Source organism: Streptomyces sp. GESEQ-4 (genome assembly GCF_017948455.1).
Taxonomy (GTDB): domain Bacteria; phylum Actinomycetota; class Actinomycetes; order Streptomycetales; family Streptomycetaceae; genus Streptomyces.
The window spans coordinates 267,337-282,563 of record NZ_JAFFSU010000002.1 but is presented as its reverse complement, the minus strand read 5'-3'; the positions used below and the strand labels follow the sequence as shown (position 1 = coordinate 282,563).

Sequence of the window (15,227 nt, the reverse complement as noted above, 5' to 3'; positions counted from 1 at the left end):
CCCAACGGCGGGCAGCGCAGCTCCGGGAGGCAGAGCACCATGACCCGTTACGCGGCGCCCGGCACAGAGGGCGCGATCGTCTCCTACCAGGCGCGCTACGACCACTTCATCGGTGGCGAGTGGGTGCCGCCGATCCGCGGGCAGTACTTCGAGAACCCCTCGCCGGTGAACGGGCAGCCGTTCACGGAGGTCGCGCGCGGCACCGCGGAGGACGTGGAGCGGGCGCTCGACGCGGCGCACGCGGCCGCTCCTTCCTGGGGCCGGACGTCGGTGACCGAGCGGTCCGACATCCTGCTCAAGATCGCCGACCGTATGGCGGCTCACCTGGAGCCGCTGGCGGTCGCCGAGAGCTGGGAGAACGGCAAGCCGGTCCGCGAGACCCTCGCCGCCGACATTCCGCTCGCCATCGACCACTTCCGCTACTTCGCGGGCGCGATCCGCTCTCAGGAGGGCTCGCTGGGCGAGCTCGACGACGACACGGTGGCGTACCACTTCCATGAACCGCTGGGCGTCGTGGCGCAGATCATCCCCTGGAACTTCCCTATTCTCATGGCGACTTGGAAGCTCGCCCCCGCGCTCGCCGCGGGCAACGCGGTCGTCATCAAGCCCGCCGAGCAGACCCCGGCCTCCATCCACTACTGGATGAGCCTGATCGCGGACCTGCTGCCGCCGGGTGTGGTGAACATCGTCAACGGCTTCGGCGTGGAGGCCGGCAAGCCGCTCGCGTCGAGCCCGCGGGTGGCAAAGGTGGCGTTCACGGGCGAGACGACGACGGGGCGGCTGATCATGCAGTACGCCTCCGAGAACATCAAGCCGGTCACACTGGAACTCGGTGGCAAGTCGCCGAACATCTTCTTCGACGACGTATGGGCGCGGGACGACGACTTCCGTGACAAGGCGCTCGAGGGCTTCACGATGTTCGCGCTCAACCAGGGCGAGGTGTGCACCTGTCCCTCGCGGGCGCTCGTGCAGCAGGGCCACTACAGCGAGTTCCTCGACGCGGCGATCGCCCGCACCGAGCAGATCAAGGCCGGTCACCCGCTCGACACCGAGACGATGATCGGCGCCCAGGCATCCAACGACCAGCTGGAGAAGATCCTCTCCTACCTGGACATCGGCCAGCAGGAGGGCGCCAAGGTGCTGACGGGCGGTCATCGCATCGAGTACGACGGTGAGTTGGCGGGCGGCTACTACGTCCAGCCGACGATCTTCCAGGGCGACAACCGGATGCGGATCTTCCAGGAGGAGATCTTCGGCCCGGTCGTCTCGGTCACGTCGTTCGCCGACTTCGACGACGCCATCAAGATCGCCAACGACACGCTGTACGGGCTCGGGGCCGGCGTATGGACGCGGGACATGAACACGGCGTACCGCGCGGGCCGTTCGATCCAGGCGGGCCGGGTGTGGACGAACTGCTACCACGCGTACCCGGCACACGCGGCGTTCGGCGGCTACAAGCAGTCGGGCATCGGCCGCGAGAACCACAAGATGATGCTGGAGCACTACCAGCAGACGAAGAACCTGCTGGTGTCGTACTCGCCGAAGAAGCTGGGCTTCTTCTAGACACCGAGAAAGGGCGCCTGACCAGGGAAGATGACCGTCAGGCGCCCTCCTGGGCGCACTCCCGTGCTGCGAGTCGAAACGCGACCTCACTCCCGATCTGTGCGCAGGACTGGACCATGCCACACGGTCCCCCATGATGACGGCGCCATGACAATGCCTGTCTCAGGGTGATGACCGTGCGCGGATCCTTCATCAGGGCCATGGCCACACTGGCCGCCGTACTCCTCCTGGTGGCCCTGGCGCCCATCGCCGAGGCAGCAGTCGGGCGAGAGCCCGCCCCCGAGACCGGCGCCCGACCAGAAATCGCCGCGATCGCGGCGGACTGGACGCCGCCGCTCAGCACGCGGGGTCGTTGGATCGTCGACGCGGACGGCGAACGCTTCAAGCTGCGGTCCGGCAACTGGCATGGAGCCAGTGACACTTGGAGCGGTTCAGGAAGCGTGGACGAGGACGCCAACCACCACGCGGGCGAGAACTCCGGCCGGATACCGCTCGGCCTGGACCGCGCCCCCATGGCCGAGATCATCGCCGGTTTCCGGGAGATCGGGATCAACAGCATCCGACTGCCCTTCTCCAACGAGATGGTCCACGACAGCGTCCCCGTCAGGGACGACGCCGTCGCCGCCAATCCCTCCCTGGCGGCAGGACCCCGCTACAGGTGTACGACGCCGTGGTACGGGAACTCACCGCCGCCGGGCTCACGGTGATCCTGAACAACCACACCAACACCACACGCTGGTGCTGCGGAGTCGACGGCAACGAGCGCTGGAACGCGAGCCAGTCCGCCGAGACCTGGGAGAACGACTGGCTCTTCATGGCCCGCCGCTACCGGGACAACCAGCGCGTCGTCGCCGCCGACCTCTACAACGAGGTGCGCCGCAATGTCTGGGACGACCCCAACTGGGGGCTCGGTGACCACCACGACTGGTTCGCCGCCTCGCAGCGCGTCGGTGACCGCATCCTGACGGAGGCCGACCCCGATCTCCTGATCATCGTGGAGGGCATCAACTGGACCGGCATCCCCGTCGACGGACTCCCCCACGAACGCCCCACCCTGGAGCCCGTACGCCGCCTCTCGCACACGCTTGTCGACTCCGGCAAGCTCGTGTACTCCGCTCACTTCTACGACTACACAGGCCCGAACCACAGCGGCGCCACCGGAACCGGTGAGACCAGCGACCCCCGCTACCGCGATCTAGCCCCCACCGAACTGGCCGACGTACTGAACCGCCAGGCGTTCTTCGTCACCGCCGAACAGGACCGGCACTTCACCGCCCCCGTCTGGATCAGCGAGTTCGGCATCGGAGGCCGTGACGAGACCGGCCAGAAGCAGCGCGCCTGGTTCGAGAACTTCGTCGACCATCTCATCCGTACCGACGCCGACTTCGCGTACTGGCCGCTCGTCGGCTGGCACGACCGCAAGGGCAACGGCTGGGCCCTTCTGCACTGGGACGCCGAGGGCCGCCGCATGGGCCTCTACGACAGCGACGACTGGCGGGCCGCCGCCTGGACCCGGCTCATCCAGGCCCAGGGTCGCACCGGCCGCATCGCCCCGGTGACGGACTGGTCGATGCTCAGCCCCGACCACGGCGACTTCGTCCAGTCGCGGCGGATACGGGCCCTGCCCGACTGGGACTCCGGCGCCCGCAAGGCTGTGTGCCCCGACGGCCAGCGGCTGCTCGGCCTCAGCCACACCGGCAACCGGGGTCTGTGCTCGGACGTGTCCATCGGCCCCCTGTGGGACCCGGCCGGCAGACATGTGGTGGTCGTCGACGACCGGTACGTCAGGCCGGGCCACGACTGGGCGTCCGGATACACCAAACTCCAGTGCGCCGACGGCCACTTCCTGACCGGCTACAGCGTTCGCGGCTCCTCCGTCTCCGCCGCCCTGTGCGCGGCCGCCCCACCCGGATCGATCACCGGCACGGGCGGTCGTACCGTCTGGTTCGACCGCGGCGACAACAGGGGCTCGGCCGCCAAGGGCGGCGACTTCGCGCAGGGCCGCTACAAGGGCCAGTGCGCGGACGACGAGTACGCGGCCGGGATCGCGTACACGGGTCGGGTGGGCTCAGCACGGACTCCGGACGCGCTGTACTGCCGAAAACTGAGCTGACCGGCTGCGCCACCAGGGTCACCGTGCCGGGCTCCGCCGAGCGGTTCGGGACGCCGCCGGGTCCTACGGACCCCGGTCGGCTCATCTCGTCCCGTACCCACCGCCCGACAGGGTCCGCAGCGCCGAGGTCACGGTATCGGCCATCGCCCGACGCGCCGCGGTGAGGGCCGGGCGGGGGTCGACGACCGTGGGCGCCGCGGCAAGTGTGTCGCGGACCGCGCCGGTGAAGGCGACATTCAGTGCCGTACCGATGTTGACCTTGACCATGCCGGCCGCCACCGCCTGCCGGAGCTCCACGTCGGGCACGCCCGTCGCGCCGTGCAGAACCAGCGGCACGGGAACTGCCTCGGCGAGGCGGGTGATGAGGCCGTGGTCCAGCCGGGAGGTGCGTGTGGTCATCGCGTGGGAGCTGCCGACCGCGACGGCCAGTGCGTCGACCCCGGTGGCGGACACGAAGTCGCGTGCCTGATCGGGGTCCGTACGTGCCGAGGGGGCGTGCACTCCGTCCTTGCCGCCGATCTCGCCGAGTTCCGCCTCCACCCATAGGCCATGGGCGTGTGCCCACCGCGCCGCGGCGCGCGTGGCGGCGACGTTCTCGGCGTGCGGCAGCGCGGACGCGTCGAACATGACGGATCCGAAGCCGCAGTCCGCGGCGCGGCGCAGCAGCGCTTCGTCGGTGACATGGTCGAGGTGCAGCGCCACGGGGACGGCGGCCGCCTCGGCGAGCGCGGCGGTGGCGCGGGCTATCGGGGCGAGCCGGCTGCCGTGGAACCGCACGGCGTTCTCGCTGATCTGGCAGATGACCGCGCAGCCCGCGGCTTCCGCCCCGGTGACCACGGCCTCGGCGTGCTCCAGGGTGATCACGTTGAACGCGCCGACGGCCCGTCTGTCGCGGCACGCGGAGCTCACCACGTCGGCGGTGGGAGTCAGCGGCACAGACGGCCCCCGATCGTGGCGTGTGAGGGCCGCAACAGCGGCAAGGGCTTACGGGAAGTGCAGGGTTTTGCTCGTTTGGCGACCATAAAACACCCAATCAAGCGTTGTGATTCCATGGAGGTGCGCACATCGTGGCGCACACCACGGACAGGGAGTTGTGAGACATGGCGGGACCGCAGGCCCGGTGGAGCGCGCTGCTGGAGATGCTGACGCGCGACGGGCGGATCGAAGTCGAGGCGGCTGCCGAGGAGTTGGGGGTCTCCGCCGCGACGATCAGGCGAGACCTCGACGAGCTGGCCCGCCAGCAGATGGTCACCCGCACGCACGGCGGGGCCTCGCTCAACGCCATCGCCTACGACCTGCCCCTGCGCTACAAGGCCGCGCGCAACGCTCCGGAGAAGGAGCGGATCGCGCACGCGGCCGCCGAGCTGGTGAAGGCCGGCGCCGTGGTGGGGTTGAACGGCGGCACCACGACCACCGAGGTGGCGCGGGCACTGGCCACCCGCGCCGACCTGAGTTCCGGCGGCGCGGAGACGGCGGTCACCGTGGTGACCAACGCCCTGAACATCGCCAACGAGTTGGTCGTGCGGCGCCACGTCAAGCTCGTGGTGACCGGTGGAGTGGCCCGGCCGGCGTCCTATGAGCTGATCGGGCCGCTGGCCACCGAACTGCTCGCGGAGATCGCACTGGACCAGGTCTTCATCGGGGTGGATGCCATCGATGTGGCCCACGGGGCGACCGCCCACCACGAGGGCGAGGCCAGCATCAACCGGGCACTGGCCCGCCGCGCCCAGCAGGTCATCGCGGTCGCCGACTCCTCCAAGCTGGGCCAGCGGGCCTTCGCCCGCATCTGCCCGGTGGAGGAGATCGACGTCCTGGTGACCGACAAGGCCGCCTCGGACGAGCTGACCAAGTCGTTCGTGGCGGCCGGTGTGGAGGTCATCCGCGCCTGACACCGCACGCCGCTCCCGTGCCGGCCCCGGCCGCGATGCGCATCCCGTCGTCATCCCCGGACGCCGCCCGCGGTCAGGCCGGAGACGAGGTGGCGCTCCACGAAGACGAACAGCACTACCACGGGCACGATCGAGACGAGCGAAGTGGCGAACAGGTACTGCCACTGCTCGTGGTACGAGGTGACGAAGCCGGGAACCGCCTTGGTCAGGGTCATCCGGTTGCTGGACGAGGTGATGGTGAGCGCCACCACGTACTCGTTCCACGCGGCGATGAAGGTGTAGACGAGCGCGGTCACCACACCGGGCATCGCGAGCGGCAGTACGACACGGGTGAGGGCACCGAACCGTCCGGTGCCGTCGAGCCAGGCCGCCTCCTCCAGTTCCCGGGGGATGCTGGCGAAGTACGCGTTGAGGATCCACACGCAGAACGGCAGGTTGAACGCCGCGTTCACCAGGATGAGGCCCTCGGCGGTGTCGGTCAGGTCGAGGCTGACCATCTCCCGGTAGATGCCGACCAGCAGCGCGGTCGGAGCGAACATCTGAGTGACGAGTACGAGCAGCAGGAAGGCGCCGCGCCCGCGGAAGCGGTGCCGGGCCGTGTAGTACGCGGCGGGCATCCCGACGGCCAGGGCGAGCAGCGTCGCCGCCCCGGCGACGTACAGCGAGAAGACCAGCGCGTCCGCGACGCGCGGGTCGGTGAGCGACCAGATGTGCGTGAAGTTCGACCACTCCCATCGGGAGGGCAGATAGGACGGCGGGGACTTCATCAGTTCGGGCGTCGGTTTGAGCGCCGTCAGCAGCATTTCCGCGTAGGGCGCGAGAAACGCCAGCGCCACCAGCCATCCGACGGCGGTGAGCAGGACGGTGCGCAGCTTCATCGGTCTTGGCCGCTTTCTGCGCGGCGCGGCTTTGCGGGGGATGACGGCGGTCCTGCTCACGTGGTGTCCTCCTGTCGGCGGACGAAGCGCAGATAGACCAGCACCACAGCCAGGATCAGCCCGAAATTGACGACGGCCATGGCGGCCGACTCCCCCACCGACTGGTTGTCGAAGGCGAGTTTGTACAGGTAGGTGGTGGTCGTGTCGGTGGCGAACCCGGGGCCGCCGCGCGTCATGGCCCAGATGATGGGGAACGAGTTGAACACGTTGATGATGTTGATGATCGCGGCGACCACGAGTGAGGGTCGCAGCAGAGGCAGGGTGATGCCCAGGTAACCGCGGACCGGGCCGGCGCCGTCCACCCGCGCCGCCTCGTACACCTCGGCGGGGATGCTCTGCAGACCGGCCAGCAGGACGAACGAGGTGAACGGCAGCGAGACGAACACCGCCACGCCCATCATCGCGGCGAGGGCCAGACCTGGTTTGGCCAGCCAGTTGACGGGCGCGTCCAGCACACCGACGTCCATGAGTAGCCGGTTGACCACGCCGTAGAAGTTGTTGAGCATCCAGCGCCAGATGAGCGCCGTCATCAGCACGGACGAGGCCCAGGGCACGATCAGCGCCCACCGCACCAGCCTGCGCCCGGGGAACCGGGAGTTCAGCAGCGCGGCCAGGCCGAGAGAGAGCACGAGCGTGACGGTGACGACTCCGACGACCCACACGAGGGTGCGCAGCAGTACTCCGGGCAGGTCGCCCTGGGCGAACAGGTCGGTGTAGTTGCGGACGCCGGCGAACCCCTGGGACTGTCCGGTGGAGCTCACCCGTGTCAGGGACGTACGGATCATCTCGATGACCGGCCAGACGACCATGGTCAGGATGAGGAGGGTCGCGGGACCGAGCCACAACACGGGCTCCAGCGCGCGCCACGTCCTGCGACGGCGGCGCGGCGAGGGTGGTGCCGGCGCCACCGGGGCCGGGTGTTCGGCCCCGGTGGCGCTCACAGTGACATCGTGTACGGCCACCGAGGTCAGTCGCCCTTCTGCGCGGTCTTCTGGATCTCGCCCAGGACCTTCGCCGGGTCGCCGCCCGCCACCGCCGTGCCGATGCGCTGTTTCACGGCGCCGTCGACCGCGGCCCATGCGGGGTCGTCGGTGGGGGCGAACTCCGCGTCGGAGAGGGCGTCGACGAACGGCTTGTAGTAGGCGGCGTCCCGGCTGTCGGAACTGAGCACCTCACCGGCCGACTTGGTGACCGACAGGAACCCCTCGGCGGAGACGAACTCGGCGGCGTTCTCCTTCTCGTAGAAGAAGTCGAGGAACTTCTTCACCGCCGCCTTGTTCGACCCCTCACCCTTCTTGAACGCGACCAGGTAGTCCTGCACACCGAGCGTCTTGTGCGTACTGCCGTCCTTGCTCGGCAGGGGCGCGACGCCGTAGTTCAGTTTCTCGTCGACCGGGTCGATGAAGCCCTTCCGCATGAAGACCGCCCCGTTCAGCATGCCGATCCTGCCCTGGGCGAACTGGTTGAAGACGTCCTTGCGGTTGGTGGTCTCCGGGTTGGGCTGGGTGAGCTTGTCCTTCGTCAGTTTCCGCAGATAGGTGAGCGTGTCGACGTTGGCCTGCTGGTCGATGGCCCACTTGCCCGAGGCGTCGGTCCAGCCGCCGCCGTTGTTCATCGCCCAGATCTGGAACTCGGCCTGGGCCTCCTCGGCCCCCAGGGGTAGCCCCAGGCCGATGTAACCGGCCTGCTTGATCTTCTTGGCGTCGGCCTCGACCTCGGCCCAGGTGGACGGCGGCCGGTCGATGCCCGCCTTGGCGAAGATGTCCTTGTTGTAGAAGAACAGGCGCGCGCTGGAGATGAAGGGCAGGCCGTACTGGGTTCCCTCGTACTGCGCCTTCTGGCGGAACAACGGGAGGAAGTCGGCCAGCACCTTGGGAGAGACGACGTCCTGCGCCTTGTGGACCAGGCCGTCGCGGGCGAAGTCGGAGAACTTGTTGTAGTTGAGGATGTCGGGTTCCTGCTTGGTCTGGACGTACGTCTTGACCTTGGAGTCCATCTGCTCCCAGTCGACGACTTCGAGATTCACCCGGTAGCCGGGGTTCGCGGATTCGAAGTCCTTGATCAGCGCCGTCCAGTAAGCCTGGGTGTCGTCGTCGTACTTCGCCGCGACGAACCTGATCGTCCTGCCGTCGGATCCGCCGCTGTCCGACGAGCTGCCCTTGCCGCATCCGGTGAGGGCCAGTGCCAGGGACAGTCCCCCGGCGAGGCATGCGAGGTGCCGTTTCACGGAGTACCTCTCCGCACGCATGGCGTGCTTCGTCAAGCGCGTGCTCGCCTGATGGCGCGCTCGCTTGCTTGTTTATGCTCGATTACTGGTGTTATCAATCATCCAACGACATGATGCTCAATGAAACGCGCATGGCGTCAAGGGCCGTCACATCACGTATCGGTCACACCGTGCGCCCGAGAGGGGAGACTCCCGATGAGCCAGACCGAGATCGAGATCGCCACCCAGCCCGACTGCTGGCGGCAGGCCGTGGCACTGGCCCGGCGGCCCGACGGCCTCACCTCGCTGCCCCGAACCGGCGAGCGGGTGGCCGTCGTCGGCTGCGGAACGTCCTGGTTCATCGCCCAGGCATACGCGGCGCTGCGGGAGTCGGGTGGCCACGGCGAGACCGACGCCTTTCCCGCCTCCGAGATGCCGGCCGGGCGTGCCTACGACCGGGTGGTCGCGCTGACCCGGTCCGGCACCACGACCGAGGTGCTGGAACTGCTCCGCCGACTGCACGGGCACACCCCCACGACCGCGGTGACCGCGGTACCACAGGCGCCGGTGACGGGGCTGGCGGACGCCGTCGTCGTGCTCGACTTCGCCGACGAGATCTCGGTCGTCCAGACCCGGTTCGCCAGCACGGAACTGGTGCTCCTGCGGGCGCATTTGGGCGAGGACCTGGGACATCTGCCGCAGCAGGGGCACTCTGCGCTGGACGAACCGCTGCCGGCCGGGGTGCTCGAGGCCGAGCAGTTCACCTTCCTGGGGCAGGGCTGGGCCTACGGGATCGCCCAGGAGGCGGCGCTGAAGATGCGCGAGGCGGCGGGCGCCTGGACGGAGGCCTATCCGGTGATGGAGTACCGGCACGGCCCGATCAGCGTTACCGGACCCGGCCGCGTGGCGTGGTGGTTCGGAGACCCGGCGGCCCTTCCGCCCGGTCTCGCCGACGACATCGCCCGCACCGGCGGGCAGTTGGTGGCACTCGGCCGGGACCCCCTGTCCGACCTCGTCGTGGTGCACCGGCTCGCCGCCGCCCTCGCCTCGGCACGCGGGCTGGACCCGGACAATCCGCGCCATCTGGCCCGTTCCGTGATCCTGACCTGACCGGGCGCCCCCGGACGGATCTCGGGGAAGTCGCAGAATTTACCCGTCCGTTACGAACGGATTCCGGGCCCGTCGAGGCCTCTCAGCGGGCTCCGGGACCGACTGCCACCAGGGACAACAACTGTTCCACGAGAACCCTCGGGGCCCTTGGGAAGCCGCATGTCCCGCAGGTTGACAGGTGGCGGTTACCGCAAGAACATGAGCGAAATCGCTTGGAATCTTGCATCTGCACGCAGCATCAAACAGACGTCAAGCCCTCCCAAGCGCCGCGCTTCCTCGTGACCGCGCACTCCGCACGCCACCGGCATCACGCACCGCAGCTTCTGAGTCACCGTCACCGTCCTGTCCGACAGGAGGACACGAGTGCACGCCCGACTGAGCAATCCCGGCGGCCTGTTGCTCGCTGCCGCCCTGACCGCCGCCATGCTGATGGCGCCCGTCACTGGTTCTACCACGGCAACGGCCGCCGCCCGCCCCACCGCCACCACCGGCGGGCCGAAGGTGGCCCACACCACGCACACCGTCACGGTCTCCGTGCCGGCCTCCGCCGGAGCCCCCGGCTACACCCTCGACGTGGCCACCGACGAACTCGCCCTGACCACGCGCCGCGCCGGGAAGACCGTGCTCGCCACCGCCACCGGCGACACCGGCGCCCTGCGCTTCACCGCGGCCGACGGCACATGGCAGCACGCGACCGGCGTCACCGACTGGACGTGGAAGAACGGCGTCCTGACCGTCACCGCCGACAGCACCCTCGACGGCACCACGGTGGAGGCCCGGATCACCCCCGGCGCCGACCGCTACCAGCTCGACTGGGACGTCCACGGCGGCGGAGCGGAGCAACTGGGCCTCGCCTACGACCTGTCATCGGCCGGCCACTGGTACGGCCACGGCGAGGCGGAGACCCCGCAGGGCGGTCCCGGTGTCAACCAGCCCTGGCCGCTCGACGCCGGCGAGGTCGACCACGAGACCTTCGGCCCGGCGTCGTACAACATGATCGACCCGTTCTGGTACACCTCCAAGTCAACCGGTCTGCGCGTCGACACCGGGGACGTCATGGACGTGGCGCTCAACAAGGGCAAGGACGGCCTCGGCACTTTCACCGTCGAGTCGCCCGACATCTACAAAGCCACCGTGTTCGTCGAGTCGACCCCGCTGGAGGTCTACCGCGACTACATCGGCATCGTCGGCAAACCGACCAAGTCCGACGCCCCCTACGAGCAGTACGCCAAACCGCTGTGGAATTCCTGGGCGCAGTTCTACACCAAGATCGACCAGGAAAAACTGCTCGACTACGCCACCGACCTCCACGACAACGGTCTCGACGGGCACACCATCCAGCTCGACGACAAGTGGGAGTCGAACTACGGCAATCTCACCTGGGATCCCAAGACCTTCCCCGATCCCAAGGGCCTGTCCAAGAAGATCCACGACATGGGGTTCGACTTCGGTATCTGGGTCACCCTGTGGATCAACCTGGACTCCGACAACTACCAGTACGCGGTCGACAAGGGCTATCTGCTCATGGACGCCAAGGACACCAGCAAGCCGTGCGAAGTGACCTGGTGGAACGGCCAGGCCGGGATCATCGACCTGGCGAACCCGGACGCCAAGGCCTGGTACGAGGGCAACCTCAAGAAGCTGATGGACACGTACGACATCGACGGGCTGAAGTTCGACACCCGCTTCTTCGACGAGAAGTGCGCGCCGCGCGAGGGCCACCAGGCCACGGACTACCAGAAGCTCGGCACCGAGCTCGCCGACGAGTTCGACCTCCAGGGCGCGGGCATCCGGGTGCACTGGAACCAGACGGCCCACGAGGCGGGCTTCGTCACCCGCCAGGTCGACAAGGGCACCGGCTGGGACTCCCTGCGCGCCTCCGCCACCCAGAACCTGGCCATCTCCACCATCGGCTACCCGTTCGTCGAGTCCGACATGATCGGCGGCTCCGGCGGCCAGCCCGCGCCTACGAAGGACGTACTGGTGCGGTGGGCGCAGTCCGCCTCGCTGATGCCGCTGATGTACGCCTCGACCTCCCCGGTGGACACCAACGACACCACCACGGGGCAGAAGGTGGACTACGACCAGGAGACGGTCGACCTCTACCGGGAGGCGATCGAGACCCACGAGAAGCTCGCCCCCTACATCTGGGACCAGGTGCAGAGCACCCTGAAGACCGGCGATCCGATCATGCGGCCGCTGTTCTTCGACTTCCCGAAGGACGAGGCGAGTTACACGGTCACCGACGAGTGGATGCTCGGCCCGGCCGTGCTGGCCGCGCCCAAGCTGAGCACGGGTGCAACCCGCTCCGTCCATCTGCCGCCGGGCACGTGGTACGACGTCAATCAGGGCACCGTGATCCGCGGCCCCAAGACCCTCAAGGGGTATGCGGCGCCGCTCGGCGTCACCCCGGCCTTCGTCAACCTCAAGGCCAAGGGTGCCGCCAAGGCCGTCAAGGCGCTCAAGCGCGACGACGCTCCGGCCGCCTCCGTCCTGATCACCCCGGACGCCCCGTCCACCGACGCCGGTAAGCCGTTCGAGGTGACCACCGAGGTGACCAACTGGGGCACCCGGACCCTCAAGAACGCCAAGGCGGCCCTGGACCTGCCCGACGGCTGGAGTGCCAAGGCGACCGGCCCGACCACCGCGAAGTCCCTCAAGAACGGCGCCACACTCACCACCACCTGGACGGTAACCCCGGCCGACGACGCCCGCTGGGGCAGCCACGCCCTCACCGGCACCGTCACCTACACCGGATCCAACGGCTCGCAGAAGGTGTCCGACACCGTTCCGGCGCAGGTGAAGGCCGCCCCGGGCAGCGTGCAGGAGCCGTATCTGACGGCCGACACCACCTCCGGGGGCGCCCAATACGCCCAGGGCGGCGACCAGTTCGCCATCTGGGCGGGCGGCCAGGACCTGTCCGGCTGGAAGGACGAGAAGGGCCTCATCTACCGCGACGACGCGGCCAGCGAGAAGGCCACCGTGCAGGCGCAGTTGGTCTCCCAGGACAGCGCCTCACCGGTCGGCAAGGCGGGCATCGCCCTCGCCAACGACCTGACCGCACCCGAGAAGGGCGGTTACGCGGTGCTGGTCATGACCGAGAGCTACGGCCTGGAGTTCATGACCGACAGCGACGGCGACGGCAAGCTCGACACCTGGGCGGGCGGTGGCTCCACCTACCACCCGGCGCATCTCAAGCTGACCCGGGACGGCGCCACCTACACCGCGTACGCCAGCAAGGACGGCGAGACCTGGTCGCAGGTCGGTACCGCCCAGGTGCCATCGGCCGCCGGTACCGGTGATGCCGGGATGGTCGCCAGCGCGGCCAACGCCAACTACCCCGGCGAGAACATCGAAGCCGTCTTCAGCGGATTCTCCGTCACCTCCTGACGCCACAGGTGCCAGTGGCACCGCCGGCATCATCCCCGTTTCCCGGCAGGCCTCCCACCCCCGTGGGGCCTGCCGGGGGACGGGCCACTCCCTGCACGTCCGTGAGAGAGGGAACCCACCCCCATGGCACGTACGTCCTCAGCTGTCGCCGGCTTCGTCGCGGGCGTGGTCGTGGCCGCGAGCACCACCGCGATAGCCGTCACCGGCACCACTGGCACGACCACCGGTACCGACCTCAATGCAAAGGCCACCACCACCTGGCTGACCGTCAAGGTCGCCGACGCCATGGGCACCAGAGACACCATCACCTGGGTTCCCACCGGCTCCTTCGCCGGCTCCGCGGAGGAACGGGTTCCGCGCTACCCGATGACCGCCATCAAGGGCAAGGACACCAAGGAGCTGAAGCTCTCCGCCGTGCGCAACGAGCAAGTCTCGGCGCAACTGGCGATCGCCTCCGGCAAGAACCTCGACAACGTCAAGGCCGTGGTCGGCGACCTCACCGGACCCGGCGGCGCGAAGCTGTCCGGTGCCGACACCCAGGTCCGGTTCGTCAAGTACGTGCCCGTACAGCGCTCCAAGAGCGAGGTCGACTGGTCCGCCACCATCGACCAGGTCAGCTCCGGCAAGGAGGTATCCGGCGACCGCAACCCCGACGTGGTCGGCGACGCGCTCGAGGAGCGTTCCTCCGTGGATGTGCCCGCGTACGCGGCGCAGCCGCTGTGGTTCACCTTCCAGATCCCCGAGAAGGCCCGACCCGGCACCTACACCGGCACGGTGAAGGTCAACGCCGATGGCCGTACCCAGACCACCTACCCGCTGACCATCGAGGTCGCGGACGCGAGCGTGCCCGACCCGGAGGACTACGACTTCTTCCTCGACGTATGGGCGCAGCCGGAGACGATGGCCAAGAACCACGGCGTCAAGCTCTGGTCCGACCAGCACTGGAAGCTGATCGAGAAGTACAACCGCGATCTGGCGTCGCGCGGCCAGAAGGTCATCAACACCACCATCGTCGACAACCCGTGGCACCACCAGTGGTCACTCGGCACCCGGGAGTCGCAGACTGCCACGCCGTACACCAGCATGGTGGGCTGGACCTGGAACGGAGAGGCGTTCTCCTTCGACTTCGGCCGCTGGGACAAGTACGTCCAGACCGCCAGACGCGCCGGTCTCGGGCCCGACATCGGTGCCTTCTCCATGCTGGCGTTCCAGGACCAGGAGCACCTCACCTACACCGACACCCGCACCGGCAAGACGGTCTACGAGAACGTCGATCTGGGCGGCGACCGCTGGCGCGAGGCGTGGGGAGCGTTCCTGCCCGCCTTCGAGAAGCATCTGAAGGCCAAGGGCTGGCTGGAGGACACCTGGCTGTCCTTCGACGAGCGGCCCATCGACACCATGACGGTCGTCAAGGACTTCGTCCACGAGGTCGCGCCGGTCTTCGACGACCGTATCTCCGTGGCCGGTTCGATCAGCACCGAAGGCGTCGCGTCCAACCTGTCCGTCGACTGGGGCGGCATCGACGCGATGACGAAGGAGAAGGTGGAGGAGCGGCGCAAGGCCGGGAAGACCACGACCTTCTACGTGTACGGCGCGCCGGCCCACCCCAACACGCTGTCCTACTCGCCCGCCGTCGAGTCCCGGATGCTGCCGTGGATCTCCGCCCAGCGGAATCTGGACGGCTTCCTGCGCTGGTCGTACAACAGCTGGACCAGCGACCCCTTCAAGCAGCCGGTGCACATCTTCACCCAGGGCGACGAGTACCTGGTCTACCCCGGCAAGGACGGCCCGATGTCCAGCGTCCGCTGGGAGCAGCTGAAGGAGGGCATCGAGGACTACGAACTCATCGCCCAGCTGCGGAAGAAGGACGGCGGCACCGACAGCGACGCCCTGACCGAGGCCCTCACCACCGCGACCCGGAACCTCGACGGCCGGACGAAGGACGTCAACGACATCGAGACCGCGCGGGCGGCCGTCGTGAAGGGGCTGACGTCATGAGGGGTAAGTGGAGATCCCTG

The 15,227-nt window shown here is 68.5% G+C and carries 9 protein-coding genes and 1 pseudogene; 6 read left to right on the top strand and 4 right to left on the bottom strand.

Annotated elements, in window-relative coordinates; all coding sequences use genetic code 11:
- Positions 1 to 39 precede the first annotated feature (39 nt).
- On the top strand, positions 40 to 1,563 hold the full coding sequence (locus tag KCH48_RS06625; protein ID WP_210571187.1) for an aldehyde dehydrogenase family protein: 1,524 nt from the start codon (positions 40 to 42) through the stop codon (positions 1,561 to 1,563).
- Positions 1,564 to 1,733: 170 nt separating this feature from the next.
- Positions 1,734 to 3,676, top strand: a pseudogene (locus KCH48_RS06620) (glycoside hydrolase family 5 protein).
- Positions 3,677 to 3,757: 81 nt separating this feature from the next.
- Here the strand turns inward: KCH48_RS06620 and KCH48_RS06615 are convergent.
- Entirely contained in the window at positions 3,758 to 4,612 is an 855-nt protein-coding gene (locus tag KCH48_RS06615; protein WP_210571186.1) for a class II fructose-bisphosphate aldolase, read from the bottom strand.
- 164 nt (positions 4,613 to 4,776) lie between these two features.
- On the opposite strand from KCH48_RS06615, the gene KCH48_RS06610 reads away from it, so the two are divergent.
- A complete protein-coding gene (locus KCH48_RS06610) occupies positions 4,777 to 5,565 on the top strand; it encodes a DeoR/GlpR family DNA-binding transcription regulator (RefSeq protein ID WP_210571185.1) in 789 nt (262 codons plus the stop codon).
- Between the two features lie 50 nt (positions 5,566 to 5,615).
- On the opposite strand, the gene KCH48_RS06605 is transcribed toward KCH48_RS06610, so the two are convergent.
- Genes KCH48_RS06605 through KCH48_RS06595 form a run of 3 tightly spaced genes read right to left on the bottom strand, consistent with a single transcriptional unit; the run spans position 5,616 to position 8,730 of the window.
- Positions 5,616 to 6,503, bottom strand: coding sequence for a carbohydrate ABC transporter permease (locus KCH48_RS06605; RefSeq protein WP_307840824.1), 888 nt, complete (start codon positions 6,501 to 6,503; stop codon positions 5,616 to 5,618).
- On the bottom strand, positions 6,500 to 7,444 hold the full coding sequence (locus KCH48_RS06600) for a sugar ABC transporter permease (protein WP_307840823.1): 945 nt from the start codon (positions 7,442 to 7,444) through the stop codon (positions 6,500 to 6,502). The genes KCH48_RS06605 and KCH48_RS06600 overlap by 4 nt, the downstream gene beginning before the upstream one ends.
- 26 nt (positions 7,445 to 7,470) lie before the next feature.
- The gene (locus tag KCH48_RS06595; RefSeq protein WP_210571183.1) at positions 7,471 to 8,730 is read right to left on the bottom strand and encodes an extracellular solute-binding protein; all 1,260 of its coding nucleotides are present in this window, start codon (positions 8,728 to 8,730) and stop codon (positions 7,471 to 7,473) included.
- Positions 8,731 to 8,925: 195 nt separating this feature from the next.
- Between KCH48_RS06595 and KCH48_RS06590 the strand changes: the two genes are divergently transcribed.
- The 3 genes from KCH48_RS06590 (at position 8,926) to KCH48_RS06580 (ending at position 15,207) form a co-directional block, all read left to right on the top strand.
- On the top strand, positions 8,926 to 9,819 hold the full coding sequence (locus tag KCH48_RS06590; protein WP_210571182.1) for an SIS domain-containing protein: 894 nt from the start codon (positions 8,926 to 8,928) through the stop codon (positions 9,817 to 9,819).
- Positions 9,820 to 10,242: 423 nt separating this feature from the next.
- Complete coding sequence (locus KCH48_RS06585; protein WP_210571489.1) at positions 10,243 to 13,209, top strand: TIM-barrel domain-containing protein; 2,967 nt, start codon at positions 10,243 to 10,245, stop codon at positions 13,207 to 13,209.
- A gap of 123 nt (positions 13,210 to 13,332) precedes the next feature.
- The gene (locus tag KCH48_RS06580) at positions 13,333 to 15,207 is read left to right on the top strand and encodes a DUF4091 domain-containing protein (protein ID WP_210571181.1); all 1,875 of its coding nucleotides are present in this window, start codon (positions 13,333 to 13,335) and stop codon (positions 15,205 to 15,207) included.
- The last annotated feature ends 20 nt before the right edge of the window (positions 15,208 to 15,227 follow it).